Source organism: Donghicola eburneus (assembly GCF_900115865.1).
Lineage (GTDB): Bacteria > Pseudomonadota > Alphaproteobacteria > Rhodobacterales > Rhodobacteraceae > Donghicola > Donghicola eburneus.
Window position 1 is genome coordinate 370517 of sequence record NZ_FOXY01000001.1, and the last position, 15506, is coordinate 386022.

Below are 15506 nucleotides of genomic sequence, written 5' to 3' on the forward strand. Positions count from 1 at the left end.
TCTATCGGTTTCGGGGCGGGGTCAGGCCCCGCGAAAATCATCGGGTACGTCGCCGCGTTTGACGGGGCGTCCGTCGCGGCCCGACAGGACCGCAGCGAGGGTCAGTTCTAGCGCCGCTGCACCATCGGACAACGTGCACAGGATATCATCTTGGCCGCCCGCGACGACGTCCGCGAACCTGTCAATCTGGGCCAGCAAAGGGTCAATCTTGTCATATACTTGCGGGGCGTGACGGCTCAGGGGCTTGGACCACTCGATCTCTCCTCCGTCGCTGCGGCCCCAGCGGGTGAGCGAGGGGAAGGCCAGCGCGCCTTGGGTGCCGATGATGCGCAGGTAATCCTCACCCGAGGCGGCGATGGCGGGGTTTTCGGCACTGGCCGCTTCGAACGCCCAAGGCGATGCGCCAGCGTCAGACATCAGAACGGATCCAAGCGCGCCATTCGCGAACCGCAAGGACAGCGCGGCGGTGTCTTCGATCACCATGCCGCGTCGCGCATTGGAGGTCAGGGCAGAGACTTCGTCAATCTCGCCGATCAAGAAGCGCAGAAGGTCGAGCTCGTGGCTGACATTGGTCATCAGTACCCCTGCGCCGGGCTGGGTGCGCCACGGGGTGTCGTAGTAGGTGTCGTGCTTGCGCAGCGACCACAGTGTTTGCACCCCGACCAGATCGCCGATCTGCTGCAGGGCTTCTCGGGCTGCAATGCTAAAGGGGTGACAGCGGCGATGATGCCCGCAAAACAAGGGCTTATCGCCTGCCACTTCGGCCAATGCTTTGGCTTCGCCCACCGTGGCGGTCAGAGGCTTTTCGATGATGCCTGCCCATCCACGATCCAGAATTTGCAAGGCACTGTCGTGATGCAGCTGCGTTGGCGTGGCCGAGATGGCAGCGCGAGTGGCAGCAGGGGCATCCTCAATGGCTGCGACGGCGGTTAAGCCCATTTGGGCCAGGTCTGCGCGACGCGCGTCAGAAGGCTCAACGATACAGGTCAGATCGACTTTATCCGACCTTTGCGCCACTTCGACGTGACGCATGCCGATCGAGCCTCCACCTATGACGCAAAGTGGTAAACGGGCCATTACATCACCGCGCCAACCTGCCATGGGACGAATTCGTAGTCCCCAAGGTCCAGTTTTTCCGATTTTGTTTGCTCGCCCGAGGCCATGCGGAGCCACATTTCGTAAATTTCGCGGCCCACTTCCTCGACGGTTTTGCCGTCGGAAATGATCGTTCCCGCGTTCACATCCATGTCCTCGTGCAGGCGGTTGTACATCTCTGTGTTCGTCGCGACCTTCATCGAGGGCGAAGGTTTTGCGCCGAACGCGGATCCGCGGCCCGTGGTAAAACACACGAGATTACAGCCACTTGCGATCTGTCCGGTCACGGATGCGGGGTCGTAGCCGGGGCTGTCCATAAAGGTGAAACCCTTGGCCGTGACGGGTTCTGCGTACTTGTAGACACCGGTTAACGGGGTGGTGCCGCCCTTGGCTGCGGCGCCGAGGGACTTCTCGAGGATCGTGGTTAATCCGCCTTTTTTGTTGCCAGGGCTGGGGTTGTTGTCCATGGAGCCGCCGTTGCGGTCTGTGTAGCCCTCCCACCATTTGATCAGATCGATCAGCTTGTCGCCAATCGCGCGATCAGCGGCGCGGGCGGTCAGCAGGTGTTCTGCCCCGTAGATTTCGGGGGTTTCGGCCAGAACGCCGGTGCCGCCTTGGGCCACCAGAAGGTCACAGGCGTAGCCGACGGCGGGGTTGGCAGTGATGCCGGACCACGCGTCGGACCCGCCGCATTGCAGGGCGACCATCAGCTCGGACGCAGGGCATTCTGCGCGCGTGGCTTTGTTCACTTCGGGCAGCATGGCGGTGATTTGTTCGATGCCAATCTCAACCGTTTTGCGCAGGCCGCCGTGGTCCTGAATGTTCATGGTCTGGAACAGCGGGCCGGGGGTCAGACCGTAGGCTTCGATCAGCCAGTCGATCTGCATCATCTCGCAGCCGAGACCCGCCATGAGCACACCGCCCACATTCGGGTTCTTCGCGTAACCCCAGAGGGTTCGCTGCAATAGCTCGAAGCCGGTGCCGTCGCCGCCCATGGCGCATCCGGTGCCGTGGACAAAGGCCACAACGCCATCGACATTGGGATAATCGGCCATGACGTCGGGGGTGAAGTGTTGGGCGATCATACGCGCCGCTGTGGCCGAGCAGTTCACAGAGGTCAGGACCGCAATATAGTTGCGGGTTCCAACGCGGCCCGTGGCGCGGCGATAGCCCATAAAGGTGTCCTGCTGGGTCGCAGGGGCGACAGGGCGCAGGTTGGTCGAGAATTCGTAGTCCGTGTCCACATTCCGGAATTCAAGGTTGTGGGTGTGGACATGTTGCCCCGCCTGAATGTCGGTGGCCGCGTAGCCGATGAGCTGCGCATATTTCAAAACAGGGGCGCCCGCAGGAATATCACATGTGGCCATTTTATGCCCGCGCGGGATCAACTGCGTCGCGCCATCTTCGCCGATTTCGAGGGGGGTTTTGGCGGTCACAACGTTGTCGGCTTCGGACAGACGGACGGTTTTCATGGTTAATTCCTTGACCTTCACTGCGCCGAAACGGCGCGAAAATCGGGGTATGGCTGGCGTCTGGTTCACGTATGGCAAACGTCATGACGTTGCGCCGGTGCTTGCTTTGGGGGTCCGGGGCGGCGCCGTGCGTCGGGCCGGACGAAAATCTGGGGGATCATACCCGATCCCGAGGGGGTAGGGACCGGGGCGGCAGCATGTCCGCCCCGGCCGGGTTTCAAAGACCTCTTCCTAGAGGAACAAAGTCACGATCGGGGGCCAAATCAGGAGGACCGACAGCGCAATAAGCTGGATCGCGATGAAAGGAAGGAAGCCTTTGAAGATGTCGGTCAGCGAGATGTGCGCCGGTGCGACGGACTTCAGGTAGAAGGCCGCAGGGCCAAAGGGCGGCGACAGGAAGCTCACCTGCATGTTCATACAGAACACAACACCGAACCAGATCGCGACGTGGCGGGCCTCGAGGTGGCCAAGGACGCCGATCTCTTCGACCGGAAGGCGCAGCACGATGGGCAGGAACACGGGCATGATCAGCAGAACGATCCCAACCCAGTCCATGAACATCCCCATGATCAGGAAGATGAACATCATCACCAGAATAACACCCATGGTCGGCAGGTCAGAACCCACGATCATGTTCGCCACATAGGTCGGACCACCTGCCAGCGTGTAGGCTGCTGCCAGTGCGGCCGCACCGATGGTCACCCAGATGATGGTGCCGGTCGATTTCAGGGTCCGCATCAGGCTGTCCCACACGATGTCAAAGGTCATCTCGCGGCGGACAAGGCCGATGACGAACACGGCAACCACACCCATACCAGCGGCTTCGGTGATGCCGGTGATGCCACCGTAGATCGAGCCCAGAACCACGCCGATCACGATGATCGGTGCCACCAGACCTTTGGACATGTCCCAGCCTTCTTTGGAGCGGTCTTTGCCGACAACCAGATAGACGACAAGAGCACAGATCACGAATGCGCCGATGATGTAGGGCAGGTCAGAGACCATGCCGAGGAAGATCGGCTCGACCCCTTCGGTCACAGCGTTGTCGCCGGTGACGGTGAAGAACAGGTTGCGGGCGATCAGAACACCGGTGATCCACATGAACAGGCGACCCAAGAAGCCAAGGAACATCAGGCCCTTTTCTTTGCCTTTGGGATCGGTGGGATCTTCGGGCGGCAGGGGCGCCATCTCGGGGTTCATGATGCTACGGAACAGGATGTAGATCATGAAGAACGAGGCCAGCATGAAACCGGGCAGGAAGGACGCGGTGAACAGCGCCTTGATCGAGGTTTCGGTGACCAGACCGTAGAAGATCAGAACGATCGACGGCGGGATCATGGTGCCGAGCGAGCCCGACGCACAGATGGTGCCGATCGCGAGGTTCTGGTTGTAGCCCAGACGCAGCATCTGGGGCAGGGCGATCAGGCCAAGCAGAACGACTTCGCCGCCGATGATGCCGGACATGGCCGCCATGATCACCGCCATCAGCGAGGTCACAAGGGCAATACCGCCACGGGTGCGCGACAACAGCTGGTTCAGGGCCGAGTACATATCCTTGGCGATGCCGGATCGTTCTAGGAGCGCGGCCATAAAGATGAACAGCGGGACCGAGATCAGAACGTAGTTCGTCATCTGGCGGTAGACCGCCTGCCCGAGGACCGAGAACGGTCCGCGGCCAAAGGTGTTGAACAGGATGTCGACGTCGAATTTGAGGACCAGCGTCACCACCGCAAGGAAGGCGGACGCAAAGCCCAGCGGCATGCCGATCGCCAGCAAGGCAAACATGCCAAGCAGCAGGATCATGCTGAGGGTACCGATATCAACCATAACTTATTTGTCCTCCAGCGTACGACGCAGGGTTTCGATCTCGTGCTCGTCGATATCGTCGTGGCCGTGGTGTTCGGGGGCTTTGTTCCAGTCGGCGATCAGGTTGGATACGGCCTGAACTGCCACAAGAACGATGATGATCAGGATCGCGGGTTTCACGGTGCCCGGAAGGGGCGGATCCCACGCGGTGCCAAAGGTCTCCATCCGCAGCATCCGGGTCCAGGCGTCGTTAAAGCCGCCCCAGACGAGGGTGAAGGTAAAGAGCAGGATCAAGAGGACAGAGATCACGTCCGCGGTTTTCTGGAACGCGCGGGGCATCATGTCGTAGATCACATAGATGCGGATGTGGCTGCGCTGCTGCATCGCGTAGAGGCCCGCCAAGAGGAAGATGAACGATGCGATCCACAGGGACAGCTCGTTCGCCCACAGGGTCGGACGGTTGAAGGCGTAGCGCGAGACCACTTCGTAGAACATGACGATCACGACAAAGGCGATCGAGATCATGGCCAGACGCGAGGCCACAAGCGAAATGTAGTCAAAGAAACCGCTGGGGCGCTCTTCGATCGGGCCGACGGTGTCGGACAGGTAGACCGAGGCAAAGAGCAACGCTCCGGCCAGCGAAAAGAGCATCAGCATCGCAAGAGGACGGCCCGCGGGGCGGATCATCTCGTACATGCCGATAGGCTCGGCAGAAACAAACTGGCTGACGATCAGGATGACAAAAGTGACGAGGGCGAGACCGGTAAAGCCGATCATCCCCAGTCGCACTGGTCCCCTGAGACCCCCGAGCCAAACGCTCTGGTTCTCCATTGTTGAAAACTCCTTGCCTGAATCCCGTTTCAGTTGCGAGCGGGTGGAAAAAAGGCGGGCCATATGGAATAGGCCCGCCCGATTGTCAGGCTATGTTCACGTTACGTGATTATTCGGCGATCAGGCCGAGCGAGCCGAGGTACTCGCGGTGGCTTGCCACCAGCGCTGCAGCCTCGGGGGTCTTTGCTGCCCAACCGTCCCAAGACTTCTGAGCGGCAGCACGGAAGTCCGCGCGGTCCTCAGCGGACCAGTCGTGCAGGGTCACGCCGTTTGCAGCCAGTTCAGCAGCAGCTTCGGCGTTCTTCTTCTCGTTCGACAGAGCGGTGTGCAGGGTCAGTTTCTGCATCGCGGTGTCGATGATGCGGCGGTGCTTTTCGCTCAGGCCGTCCCAGACGTCTTTGTTACACGCCAGGTGGTCCGACGGCATCGAGTGGAAGCCGGGGTAGGTGGCGTGCTTCACGATGTCATAGAGACCCAGACCAACGTTGTTGTAGATGCCCGAGGCGTCTGCACCGTCGATGATGCCGGTTTCCAGCGCGGTAAAGATTTCGGTGAAGTCCATCACGATGGGCGACGCGCCCATTTCGGTGAAGATTTCGGTTTCCAGACCCGGGGGCGAACGGAACTTCCAGCCCTTCAGATCTTCGGGGCCGGCGATGGGCTTGGACGAGGACAGCGATTCCTGACCATAGAGCCACCAGCCGATCAGCTGCATGCCGTTCGCGTTGTACAGTTCCTGAGCCGCGTCATAACCGCCGCCGTAGTACAGCCAAGAAATCTGCTGCCAAGGGGTGTCGTAGCCGCCCATGATGTCGCCAACGAACTGGAACGCAGGGTTTTTACCGGTCTGGTACGCACCGCCGGTCATGTCACAGTCGAGGATGCCGTTGACGGCTGCGTCCCATGTCTCGGTGGTCGCAACGACCGACGAGCTGTAGAACATTTCAATCGCGATTTCGCCGCCCGACATGGTCTGCACGTCGTCGATGAACTGGGCTGCCAGCTTACCCGAGGGGTGCTCGGTCGCGTAGTGTGTCTGGATGCGCAGGGTTACGTCCTGAGCCGATGCTGCGGTTGCCGCGATTGCGGTCAGGGCAGCGGATGCAAGAAGCTTGCTAATTTTCATAACTTTATGTCCTCCCTCGGCGGCCTCCTCTTGCCGCCGTTCCTTCGTATGATCGGTTCCACCCGACCAGCGAACAGATGGTATACCATCCTGAATCGACGCTACTCAAAGCGATCTTCACTTTCAATCATTTTTGGTATACCAAATTCAAAAAAATGCTCTAATGTGATTACAGCCCTAAGAATAGGTCTAGCAACACTCTGAATAATAAGGGTTTTAAAGCGGGGATGGCCGAAGAAACTTTACCGGAACAGATCGCGCGCCAACTGCGCCGCGACATTCTGAGGGGGAAACTGCCCCCTGGCACGACGATCAAAGAGCGCGACAACGCCGCAGAGCTGGGGGTCAGTCGGACCCCCATGCGCGAGGCGATCCGTATTCTGGCCCAAGAGGGTCTGGTCATCCTGCGTCCGGCCCGAAGTCCGATCGTGGCGCAGCCCTCGATCAAGGAGATTTCCGATCAGGTGACGGTTCTGATTGCCCTTGAGAAACTGTCACTGGAACTGGCCTGTGTGCATGCCACCGAGGCCGAGATCGATGATCTGGCGGCGACCATGGATTACATGGATCAGAACTTTGAAACCGCTGATCCGCTCGACATGTTCGAGGTCGACATGGGCTTTCACCATGCTTTGGCGGTCATGTCCCATAACGACGTGATTGCCGAATTGCACCAGACCCTGATGGAACGCCTGTGGCGCGCCCGCTATATGGCCGCGCGCCGCCGCCGCAACCGCGAGCGGGTGATTGTGCAGCACGGAGCGATTGTAAATGCGCTGCGTGCCCGTGACCGCGCATCGGCGCTGGTCGCGATCGAGGCCCATCTGGGCCATCTGGACCGAGATATTCGGAACGTCCTCGAGCAAGAAGCCGAGGCCGCTCTGGTCACCAAATGATTTGGAGGAGAAATCAATGAAACTTCTACGTTTTGGCCCCGCAGGTCAGGAAAAGCCCGGCATTCTGGACGCCGACGGCAATGTGCGGGACCTGTCGGGCAAGTGCCCCGATTTCGCGGGTGCGGGCGTGTCGCTGGAGGCGCTGGACGCCATTCGTGCCATCGATGTGACCAGCCTGCCTGTGGTGGCAGAGCCCGGCCGGATCGGATCGTGCGTGGCCTCGGTGCCGAACTTTTTCTGCATCGGTCTGAACTACGCCAAGCACGCCGCTGAAACCGGCGCGGAGCCGCCCAAGGAGCCGATCATCTTTAACAAGGCGACCTCGGCGCTGTCGGGTCCGTTTGATGACGTGGTGATTCCCAAGGGGTCGGTGAAGTCGGACTGGGAAGTCGAGCTGGGTGTCGTGATTGGCAAAGAGGCCAGCTATGTGTCCGAAGAGGACGCGCTGTCCTACGTGGCGGGCTATTGCGTGATCAACGACATGTCCGAGCGCGAGTTCCAGATCGAAAAGGGCGGCCAGTGGATCAAGGGTAAATCGGCCCCCACATTCGGCCCGACCGGTCCCTATCTGGTGACGGCGGACGAAGTGGATGATCCCCAGACACTGGCGCTGTCCTTGGACCTGAACGGCGAGACTGTGCAGGATTCGAACACCGACGACATGATCTTTAGCGTCAAAGAGATCGTCAGCTACATGAGCCAGTTTATGAAGCTGCAGCCCGGCGACATCATAGCGACCGGTACGCCGTCGGGTGTGGGCATGGGCATGAAGCCCCAGCGGTTCCTGAAGCCCGGCGACAAGATGACCGTGCGGATCGAAGGCTTGGGCGAGCAAGAGCAGACGGCTGTCGCCTACGAATAAGCGTTCCGGTCTTGGAATGGGTGAGGGCGTCCTGCGGGGCGCCCTTATTTGTTTGTGGGGTGTTTGGTTCGCGTTGGTGACTTGGGTATTTTTGCCAAGAAAGAGGGAGCGGTGGCTTATTCGGCAGTGCGGCGCAACAGGTAGATGTCCATGCACCAGCCGTGGGCGGCGCGGGCGGCGGCGCGGGTGTCGATGATGTCTGCTTGGACCTCGGCTAGGGGGCCGGAACGGCGGATTTCGTTTTCCATCCCTGCGTAGGCGGTCCAGTAGATGTGGATGCCCGTGGGATCGAGGTGCTGGAAGGAGCAAGCGCCGTCCAGCATGACGACCGCGGTGTCCGAGCCAGCGGGGAAGCCGTTGTCGCGAATCTGGCGGCCGGTGGTGATGGTCACGGGGCCGTTGATTTCGTTCAGCGGGATCGCGTGGCCTGCGGTCAGGGTCTGGATTGAGGTGATGCCGGGGATGACCTCGACCGTGACTTCGGTGGTTTTGGTCAGGCGGTCGGCGATGCGCAGGGTCGAATCATAGAGGCTCGGGTCGCCCCAGACGAGGAAACCGACGGTGCCCCCCTGTGGCAGGGTGGCTTGCATGGTGTTCAGCCAGATGTCGGCGATGGCGTCGTGCCAGTCGTTCACCTTTTGCCCGTAATCGCGGGTGGATTCGTCGCGGATGGGCAGGGCGAAATCGGCGATTTTGGGCTGGGTCGTCAGGATTTGGGTGCAGATTTCATGGCGCAGACCCGCCAGATCATCTTTGCCCGCGCCCTTGGTCGGGATCAGGATCGCGTCGACGCTGTTCAGGGCGTCGATCGCTTTGAGGGTCAGGTGCTTGTGGTTGCCCGTACCGATGCCGACAAGTTTCAGGTGGTACATCGGTCAGTCCGCCAAGGGGCCATAAAGGATCAGCGCGGGCTGGGTGCTGTCCGCGCCTTCGAGGCTGTCGGCGAGGTCGCGGATCGTGCTGCGGGTCAGCTCTTGTTCCGGTTTCGAGACGCCTTCGCACAGCATGGCGGGGGTTTCGGGGGGCATGCCTGCCGAAATCAGCCGATCCACCATTTTCGCGAAGGTCCGTTTGCCCATGTAGACCGCTGTGGTCGCCATAGGATCGGCCAGCGCGGCAAGGTTCAACTGTTCGGGCAGCGCGCCGGTGACATCATGGCCTGTGACCAGTTGCAGTCGGCGCGCGGTCATCCGGCGGGTCAGCGGGATGTTCGCAGCGGCCGCCGCGGCCGAGGCTGTGGTCACGCCGGGCACGATATCAAAGGGGATACCCGCGGCGCGCAGGGCTGTGGTTTCCTCTTCCAGACGGCCAAAGATGCCGCAATCGCCGGATTTCAGGCGGACGACTTTGATCCCTTGGGACGCGTAATCGACCAAGAGCTGGCTGACGTGTTCCTGTTTGGGGCTGGGGCGGCCTGCGCGCTTGCCGACGCCGACGAGTTCGGCCTCGGGCTTCAGGTCTTCGAGAATGGGGGCGGCGCCGAGATCGTCATAGAGGATGGCGTCGGCCTCTTTGATCAGGCGCGCGGCCTTGAGCGTGAGCAGTTCCGGATCGCCGGGGCCAGAAGATACGAAATGAACAAAGCCGCTCATGTGGCCTCCGAAATCAGGTGGAAGAATGTGCCGGTCGCGTTGCCACGTACCGAGCCGGTTTCGGGCACATCGGCGCCGTTGGCATCGGTGACGCGGGCCAAGGGGGCGTCGGGCTGGTCAAGAATGGTGGAATAGTGGAACTCGTGGCCGCGCAGACGGGCGGCGGCGGAATAGCCGGGCATTGGCGCAGTCAGATCGGCCAGACGGTAGCCCAGATGCATCTTGCGCTTTTCATAGCTGGTCACGAGACCAAGGAGGCCGGCCATCTCGTGACGCTCTCCGGCTTTGTCGATCAGGGCAGTGCCCATGGCCATGTAGCCGCCGCATTCACCATGAACGGGGCGCGTTTCTGCAAATGATTTCAGACCGTTGCGGAAGGTTGTTGCAGCGGCGATTTTGCCTGCGTGCAGCTCTGGGTAGCCACCGGGCAGCCATGCGACATCGGCTGAGGGATCGGGCGCTTCGTCGTTCAGGGGGCTGAATGGCAGGATCTCTGCGCCCGCTTTGCGCCATGCGGTCAGCTGGTGCGGATAGACAAAGCTGAAGGCCGCGTCGCGGGCCAAGGCGATCCGCTGACCGGGAGGCGGACAGGGGTTCGGGTCGATCGCGGGGGGCGTGGTTTGCGCGGCGGCGGCGCGCAGGGCGTTCAGGTCCACATGCTCGGCCACAAAGGCAGCGGCGGCGTCGAGGATACGGGTGAGTTCGCTGTGCTCTTCGGCTTGGACGAGGCCGAGGTGCCGCTCGGGCATCTCGATCTCTTTCATGCGGGGCAGCGCGCCAAGGACGGGGATGCCGACCTGTTGCATGCCGACGCGCACGAGCGCCTCATGACGGGGCGAGGCGACGCGGTTCAGGACCACACCCGCCAGTTGCACATCGGGGCGCATGGCGGCAAAGCCAGCGGCGACGGCGGCAGCCGATTGCGCTTGGCCGGACACGTCGATGACCAGCACCACGGGCCAGCCCATCAGGGCGGCCATGTCAGCGCTGGCGCCGGTGCCGGTTTCGCCGGGGCTTGCCACGCCATCGAACAGGCCCATGGAGCCTTCGGCCAGCACAAGGTCAGCGCCGTCGGCGGCTTGGACCAGATCGGCCAGCAACCCGCGCGGCATGGCCCATGAATCAAGGTTCACCGACACACGGCCCGCCGCGGCGCTGTGGAAACCGGGATCGATGTAGTCGGGGCCGCTTTTGAAGGGCTGGACGGTGACGCCCGCTTGGGTCAGCGCACGGCACAGGCCCAGCATCAGGGTCGTCTTGCCGGTGCCCGACGCGGGGGCAGAGATCAAAAGGCCCTTGGGCAGCATCATTCGGTCCCCTCGGGGAAGCGGGGATCGGTGCCGATGGGGCGGTAGCGGCGGTCGTAGTCGGCGGCATAAAGGCAGGATTCGTCGAAATCCGTGGCCCCAAGCGCGTGGCCGACCATGATCAGCGCGGTACGGCCGCGCTCGCCCTCGGTGGCTTCGATGACGGTGCCGAGGGTGGCTTTGATGATCTTTTGATCCGGCCAAGTGGCGCGCCAGATGATCGCGACGGGGCAATCTGCGCCATAGGACGGGGACAGACGCGCGACGACTTCTTCCAGCACGTGGACCGACAGGTGCACGGCCAAGGTCGCGCCGGTTTTGGCGAAGTTTTCCAGCGTTTCGCCATCGGGCATGGAGCTGGCGCGCCCCGAGGTGCGGGTCAGGACCAGCGATTGCGCGACGCCCGGCAGAGTCAGTTCTGCGCCCAAGGCAGCGGCGGCGGCGGCAAAGGACGGCACACCGGGGGTCACGTCATAGGGGATGCCCTCGGCCCGCAGGCGGCGCAGCTGTTCGCCCATGGCTGACCAGACCGACAGATCGCCGGAGTGCAGGCGGGCGACGTCTTGGCCCGCGTCATGGGCGGCTTTGATCTCGGCGATGATGTCGTCCAAAGACATGGGGGCGGTGTTGATGATCCGCGCGCCTTCGGGGCAGTGGTCCAGCAGGGCTTCGGGCACCAGTGAACCTGCGTAGAGGCAGACAGGGCAGGACGCGATCAGGTCGCGGCCGCGCAGGGTGATCAGGTCGGCAGCGCCGGGGCCTGCGCCGATAAAGTGAACGGTCATGCGTCTGGTCCTTCAGCAATTGCGGCGGTGGCCATGCCATCGGTCGAAGTTACGCGGCGGTCTAGCAGATGCGCGTTCTCTCCGACAGCGGCAAGCGCGGCAGCTTCGGCCAAAGAGCCGGTGCCGTAGCGTTCCGCCACGCGGGGGGATTGGGTGATGGTGATTTCTTGGCTCAGTTCGTCCAAGGGGACGGCGATCAGCGGCACGCCGAGGATCTTGGCGAGTTCTGTGATCTGGGGCGCTTTGGCTTTGTCGGCGGCGGTGGCGATGGCGTCGACCGTGTGGCCGGTTTGGTTCAGCGCATCTTGGAGCGATGCGGTGGGGGCCTCGGTTCGGAAGCCTATGCCTGCGATTTTCATCGGGTGACGCTCCATTGCAGGATCGGGCGGGCGGCGTTCCACCCGCGCATCCGGCCCAAAGGCGCTGTTTCCGACAGTTCAGCGCGCAGCAGGTGCCCGCCCTTGGCCGCGTGCCAATTCATGAGCAGGCATTCGGTTTCCAGCGTGACGGCGTTGGCGACGATGCGGGTGCCCTCTGGCAGGGTTTGCCACAGTTCCGTCAGCAATGTCGCGCTGTTGCCGCCACCGATGAACACCGCATCGGGTTTGGCGTGGCCTTGCAGGATGGCGGGGGCAGACCCATGGACGGTTTGCAGGCGGTGGGACAGGCCGAAACGTTCGGCGTTCTGGCGGATGTTGGCGCAGCGGGTGTCTTTGGGCTCAAAGCTGGTGGCGGTGGCGTTTGGCGCGGCCAGACACCATTCTAGCGCAATGGAGCCCGAGCCGCCGCCAATGTCCCACAGATGCTCGCCGTAGCGCGGCGCTAGGGCCGAGAGGGTCAGGGCGCGGACGGGGCGCTTGGTCATTTGGCCGTCGGACAAGAACATTGAGTCGGGCAGGCCAGAGGCGCGGGGCATCCCCTTGGACCCCGCGCAGTCGATTGCGACGGCAACAGGGGCTTGGATGTCCTGCAGGGCGAAGTCTTGGGCGGTGGTGCGGCGCACGCGCTGGCGCGGGCCGCCGAGGCATTCCATAACGGTCAGTTCGGATGCGCCAAAGCCGGTCTCGGTCAGATAGCTGGCCAGTTTCGCGGGCGCATCGCCGTCGCGCACGGTGCAGATGGCGCGGACGCCGCGTCCCAAGGTCGGTGTCAGGCGCTCGAACGGTGCCGCATGAAGCCCGAAGCACAGTGTTTCTTCGAGCTTCCAACCTTGGGTATTTGCCGCCAAGCTGAAGGTGGAAGGGGTCGGCACGCTGACCCATTCGTTGGGGTCTAGGTGGCTGGCGATAGACCCGCCTGCGCCGAACCAGAAGGGATCGCCCGAGGCCAGAATGACCACCTTTTGACCGCGCAGGGCCAGAACGGGCTCGATGCTGAACGGGATGGGCCATTCGTGGCCGCGCGCGCCAGCGCCGACGAGCGACAGATGACGGGGGCCGCCAAAGATCGCCTCTGCGCTGTTCAGCAATTTCCGGCTTGTCTCTGTCAGGCCATCCAGTCCATTTTCCCCTAGACCCAGAATGCTAAGCCAAGGTTCAGACATGACACGCATCCTTGTTCTCGGTGGAACGACCGAAGCCATGAAACTCGCCGCGACGCTGTCCGATTGGGGCGTGGATGCGGTGTTCAGCTATGCGGGGCGCACGAACAATCCGACCATGCCGCCGCTGCCCGTGCGGATGGGCGGCTTTGGCGGTGTGCCGGGGCTGGTACAGTACCTGCGGGACGAGGGGATCACCCACGTGGTCGATGCTACGCACCCTTTTGCCGCGCAGATGAGCAACAACGCGGTTGTGGCCTGCGAAGAGGCTGGGGTGGAGCTGTGTGCCTTGGAGCGTGGTCCGTGGCGGAACAAACCCGGCGACAGTTGGAGCCATGTGGAGGATATGGCTGGCGCGGTTGCGGCGCTGCCCGAGAGCCCGCGCCGGATTTTTCTGGCCATTGGCCGCCAGTACCTGAGCGACTTTGCGGGCAAGCCCCAGCATTTCTATCTGCTGCGTCTGGTGGACGCGCCCGAGGGCGAGTTGCCTCTGCCGGATGCGGTTGCCGTGCAGGCGCGCGGACCGTTTACCGTGGCGGGCGACAAGGCGCTGCTGCAAGAGCACAAGATTGATCTGATCGTCGCCAAGAATTCGGGCGGCGTTGGCGCGCGCGCCAAGCTGGACGCGGCGCGGGAGTTGGGCATTCCGGTCATTCTGATCGACCGCCCCCATATCCCGACGCGCCCCATCATGCGGACCGTCACCGATGTGATGGACTGGCTGGATCATGCGCTCTCGGACGAGGTTGGCGCGTAACGCGGGGTGTAGACGTGGGGACCGACGCGGCGTGTGTCGGCGTTCCCCACGATGACCACGGTGCGCATGTCGGCCATATCTTCGGTCGCCTCTCCGAGCGGGACGGTCAGCAGTTTCTGCCCGTCCTTGGTCACATCTTTGCAGAACGAAATCAGGACGTTATCGCCTAGTTCTTCACGTAGAATGGTCAGGGCCTGACCGAACTGGAAGGGGCGCGATTTGCTGCGCGGATTGTAGAACGCCATGGCGAAACCGGCTTGGGCGGCAAGGCGCAGGCGGCGTTCGATCAGGCTCCACGGTTTCAGGTTATCCGACAGATTGATCGCCGCGAAATCGTGGCCCAAGGGCGCGCCGAGTTTCGAGGCTGCGGCCAGCATCGCAGTGATGCCGGGCAAAACGCGGATGTCCAGATCGTGGTATTCGGGGTGGTTTTCCAGCGCCTCGAACACGGCAGAGGCCATGGCGAACACGCCGGGATCGCCGCTGCTGACCACGACAACATGGCGCCCTTCGGCGGCCATTTGTAGGGCGTGGGTGGCGCGGTCAACCTCGACGCGGTTGTCGGACCCGTGCAGGGTCAGTCCTTCGCGGGGTTCGACGCGGGCGACATAGGGGAAGTAGCCCACGATGTCTGTGGCCACCTCCAGAGCGGCGCGCACTTCGGGGGTCACGAGGTCTTCGGCACCCGGCCCAAGGCCTGCGATAACGACGGAACCGGTCATGGGCGTCTCCCGTTGCCGTGGACGATGGCGATGCTGAAATAGGGGACGGTGTCGCCCACATCGGTCAGTTTCTGGACAGTCTGGTCAGGCATGGTGCCCCGTTCCACGAGCCAGGCGTCCTGCAGTTTGCCAGCGGCTTCGAGAGCGCGTTTGACCTTGGGCAGGTTGCGGCCGATCTTCATAAACACCAGTGCGTCAGAGTCTTTGGCGCGGCGGGTCAGTTCATCTTCGGGCAGGGTCGCCATGCAGACGGTCAGCACGTCGTCGCCCCACGTGATCGGCTGGCCCGTGGCGGTCCAGCAGCCAGACATACCGGTGATCGCGGGGATCACATCGATATCGCAGCGCGGTTTAAGACGCGTGTATAAGTGCATGAAACTGCCGTAAAAAAACGGATCACCTTCGCACAGGACAACCACGTCTTCGTCGGCGGTCAGGGCGCATAGCTTGTCTGCCCAGTCGTCATAGAATGCTGACAGCAGGCGGTTGTATTCGGGGTCGCTGAAGTGGATCTCGGTGGTGACCGGATACTCCATGGCGTGCTCGGTCACGTCTGTGGGCAGCATGCCCTCGACAATGCGGCGGGCCTGACCCTGACGGCCTTCCTTGCGGAAATAGGCCACGTGGCGGGCGGTGCGGATCAGGCGATCCGACTTCACGCTCATGAGTTCGCGGTCGCCGGGGCCGAGGCCGACGCAGATGACCTTGCCCATCG

General features: G+C 62.5%; 16 protein-coding genes. 3 read left to right on the forward strand and 13 right to left on the reverse strand.

What is annotated here, in order from left to right; translation table 11 throughout:
• Nucleotides 1-21: 21 nt before the first annotated feature.
• From BM225_RS01725 to BM225_RS01745, 5 genes are all read right to left on the reverse strand, one after another.
• Nucleotides 22-1077, reverse strand: a complete 1056-nt coding sequence (locus BM225_RS01725; RefSeq protein WP_072706247.1) for a Gfo/Idh/MocA family protein — start codon at nt 1075-1077, stop codon at nt 22-24.
• The gene (locus BM225_RS01730; protein ID WP_092463724.1) at nt 1077-2567 is read right to left on the reverse strand and encodes a UxaA family hydrolase; all 1491 of its coding nucleotides are present in this window, start codon (nt 2565-2567) and stop codon (nt 1077-1079) included. Before BM225_RS01730 ends, BM225_RS01725 begins: the two co-directional genes overlap by 1 nt.
• A gap of 231 nt (nt 2568-2798) precedes the next feature.
• The gene (locus BM225_RS01735; RefSeq protein WP_072706249.1) at nt 2799-4394 is read right to left on the reverse strand and encodes a TRAP transporter large permease; all 1596 of its coding nucleotides are present in this window, start codon (nt 4392-4394) and stop codon (nt 2799-2801) included.
• 3 nt (nt 4395-4397) lie between these two features.
• Nucleotides 4398-5204 (reverse strand): TRAP transporter small permease subunit, encoded by an 807-nt coding sequence (locus tag BM225_RS01740; RefSeq protein ID WP_072706250.1) that lies wholly within the window; start codon nt 5202-5204, stop codon nt 4398-4400.
• A 109-nt stretch (nt 5205-5313) separates the two neighbouring features.
• Nucleotides 5314-6330: a TRAP transporter substrate-binding protein gene (locus tag BM225_RS01745; protein ID WP_072706251.1), complete on the reverse strand. Its 1017-nt coding sequence runs from the start codon at nt 6328-6330 to the stop codon at nt 5314-5316.
• Nucleotides 6331-6557: 227 nt separating this feature from the next.
• On the opposite strand from BM225_RS01745, the gene BM225_RS01750 reads away from it, so the two are divergent.
• Both BM225_RS01750 and BM225_RS01755 read left to right on the forward strand, forming a co-directional pair.
• Nucleotides 6558-7226: a GntR family transcriptional regulator gene (locus tag BM225_RS01750; protein ID WP_072706252.1), complete on the forward strand. Its 669-nt coding sequence runs from the start codon at nt 6558-6560 to the stop codon at nt 7224-7226.
• 16 nt (nt 7227-7242) lie between these two features.
• Nucleotides 7243-8088, forward strand: coding sequence for a fumarylacetoacetate hydrolase family protein (locus BM225_RS01755; protein WP_072706253.1), 846 nt, complete (start codon nt 7243-7245; stop codon nt 8086-8088).
• A 116-nt stretch (nt 8089-8204) separates the two neighbouring features.
• Here BM225_RS01755 and cobF read toward each other — a convergent pair whose 3' ends face one another.
• From cobF to cbiT, 6 genes are read right to left on the reverse strand one after another with little or no spacing between them, the layout of a single operon-like run.
• The gene (gene cobF, locus BM225_RS01760) at nt 8205-8960 is read right to left on the reverse strand and encodes a precorrin-6A synthase (deacetylating) (RefSeq protein WP_072706254.1); all 756 of its coding nucleotides are present in this window, start codon (nt 8958-8960) and stop codon (nt 8205-8207) included.
• 3 nt (nt 8961-8963) lie between these two features.
• Nucleotides 8964-9680: a uroporphyrinogen-III C-methyltransferase gene (gene cobA / locus BM225_RS01765; RefSeq protein WP_072706255.1), complete on the reverse strand. Its 717-nt coding sequence runs from the start codon at nt 9678-9680 to the stop codon at nt 8964-8966.
• Nucleotides 9677-10987 (reverse strand): cobyrinic acid a,c-diamide synthase CobB, encoded by a 1311-nt coding sequence (locus BM225_RS01770; RefSeq protein WP_072706256.1) that lies wholly within the window; start codon nt 10985-10987, stop codon nt 9677-9679. The genes cobA and BM225_RS01770 overlap by 4 nt, the downstream gene beginning before the upstream one ends.
• Nucleotides 10987-11772 carry a precorrin-4 C(11)-methyltransferase gene (gene cobM, locus BM225_RS01775; protein ID WP_072706257.1) on the reverse strand — a complete coding sequence of 262 codons (786 nt, stop codon included), beginning with the start codon at nt 11770-11772 and terminating at the stop codon, nt 10987-10989. Before cobM ends, BM225_RS01770 begins: the two co-directional genes overlap by 1 nt.
• The gene (locus tag BM225_RS01780) at nt 11769-12131 is read right to left on the reverse strand and encodes a cobalamin biosynthesis protein (RefSeq protein WP_072706381.1); all 363 of its coding nucleotides are present in this window, start codon (nt 12129-12131) and stop codon (nt 11769-11771) included. Before BM225_RS01780 ends, cobM begins: the two co-directional genes overlap by 4 nt.
• A complete protein-coding gene (gene cbiT, locus BM225_RS01785; protein WP_072706258.1) occupies nt 12128-13315 on the reverse strand; it encodes a precorrin-6Y C5,15-methyltransferase (decarboxylating) subunit CbiT in 1188 nt (395 codons plus the stop codon). Before cbiT ends, BM225_RS01780 begins: the two co-directional genes overlap by 4 nt.
• Between cbiT and BM225_RS01790 the strand changes: the two genes are divergently transcribed.
• Nucleotides 13314-14069: a cobalt-precorrin-6A reductase gene (locus BM225_RS01790; RefSeq protein WP_072706259.1), complete on the forward strand. Its 756-nt coding sequence runs from the start codon at nt 13314-13316 to the stop codon at nt 14067-14069. The genes cbiT and BM225_RS01790 overlap by 2 nt on opposite strands.
• Here BM225_RS01790 and cobJ read toward each other — a convergent pair.
• Together cobJ and cobI are read right to left on the reverse strand one after the other, a co-directional pair.
• On the reverse strand, nt 14039-14791 hold the full coding sequence (gene cobJ, locus BM225_RS01795) for a precorrin-3B C(17)-methyltransferase (protein ID WP_072706260.1): 753 nt from the start codon (nt 14789-14791) through the stop codon (nt 14039-14041). The genes BM225_RS01790 and cobJ overlap by 31 nt on opposite strands.
• Nucleotides 14788-15504, reverse strand: a complete 717-nt coding sequence (cobI, locus tag BM225_RS01800; RefSeq protein ID WP_072706261.1) for a precorrin-2 C(20)-methyltransferase — start codon at nt 15502-15504, stop codon at nt 14788-14790. The genes cobJ and cobI overlap by 4 nt, the downstream gene beginning before the upstream one ends.
• Nucleotides 15505-15506 lie beyond the last annotated feature (2 nt).

Excerpts from the sequence above, each read along its gene's own strand:
- BM225_RS01725 (WP_072706247.1), bottom strand. The coding sequence starts at position 1,077 with ATGGCCCGTTTACCACTTTGCGTCATAGGTGGAGGCTCGATCGGCATG.
- BM225_RS01730 (WP_092463724.1), bottom strand. The coding sequence starts at position 2,567 with ATGAAAACCGTCCGTCTGTCCGAAGCCGACAACGTTGTGACCGCCAAA.
- BM225_RS01735 (WP_072706249.1), bottom strand. The coding sequence starts at position 4,394 with ATGGTTGATATCGGTACCCTCAGCATGATCCTGCTGCTTGGCATGTTT.
- BM225_RS01740 (WP_072706250.1), bottom strand. The coding sequence starts at position 5,204 with ATGGAGAACCAGAGCGTTTGGCTCGGGGGTCTCAGGGGACCAGTGCGA.
- BM225_RS01745 (WP_072706251.1), bottom strand. The coding sequence starts at position 6,330 with ATGAAAATTAGCAAGCTTCTTGCATCCGCTGCCCTGACCGCAATCGCG.
- BM225_RS01750 (WP_072706252.1), top strand. The coding sequence starts at position 6,558 with ATGGCCGAAGAAACTTTACCGGAACAGATCGCGCGCCAACTGCGCCGC.
- BM225_RS01755 (WP_072706253.1), top strand. The coding sequence starts at position 7,243 with ATGAAACTTCTACGTTTTGGCCCCGCAGGTCAGGAAAAGCCCGGCATT.
- cobF (WP_072706254.1), bottom strand. The coding sequence starts at position 8,960 with ATGTACCACCTGAAACTTGTCGGCATCGGTACGGGCAACCACAAGCAC.
- cobA (WP_072706255.1), bottom strand. The coding sequence starts at position 9,680 with ATGAGCGGCTTTGTTCATTTCGTATCTTCTGGCCCCGGCGATCCGGAA.
- BM225_RS01770 (WP_072706256.1), bottom strand. The coding sequence starts at position 10,987 with ATGCTGCCCAAGGGCCTTTTGATCTCTGCCCCCGCGTCGGGCACCGGC.
- cobM (WP_072706257.1), bottom strand. The coding sequence starts at position 11,772 with ATGACCGTTCACTTTATCGGCGCAGGCCCCGGCGCTGCCGACCTGATC.
- BM225_RS01780 (WP_072706381.1), bottom strand. The coding sequence starts at position 12,131 with ATGAAAATCGCAGGCATAGGCTTCCGAACCGAGGCCCCCACCGCATCG.
- BM225_RS01790 (WP_072706259.1), top strand. The coding sequence starts at position 13,314 with ATGACACGCATCCTTGTTCTCGGTGGAACGACCGAAGCCATGAAACTC.
- cbiT (WP_072706258.1), bottom strand. The coding sequence starts at position 13,315 with ATGTCTGAACCTTGGCTTAGCATTCTGGGTCTAGGGGAAAATGGACTG.
- cobJ (WP_072706260.1), bottom strand. The coding sequence starts at position 14,791 with ATGACCGGTTCCGTCGTTATCGCAGGCCTTGGGCCGGGTGCCGAAGAC.
- cobI (WP_072706261.1), bottom strand. The coding sequence starts at position 15,504 with ATGGGCAAGGTCATCTGCGTCGGCCTCGGCCCCGGCGACCGCGAACTC.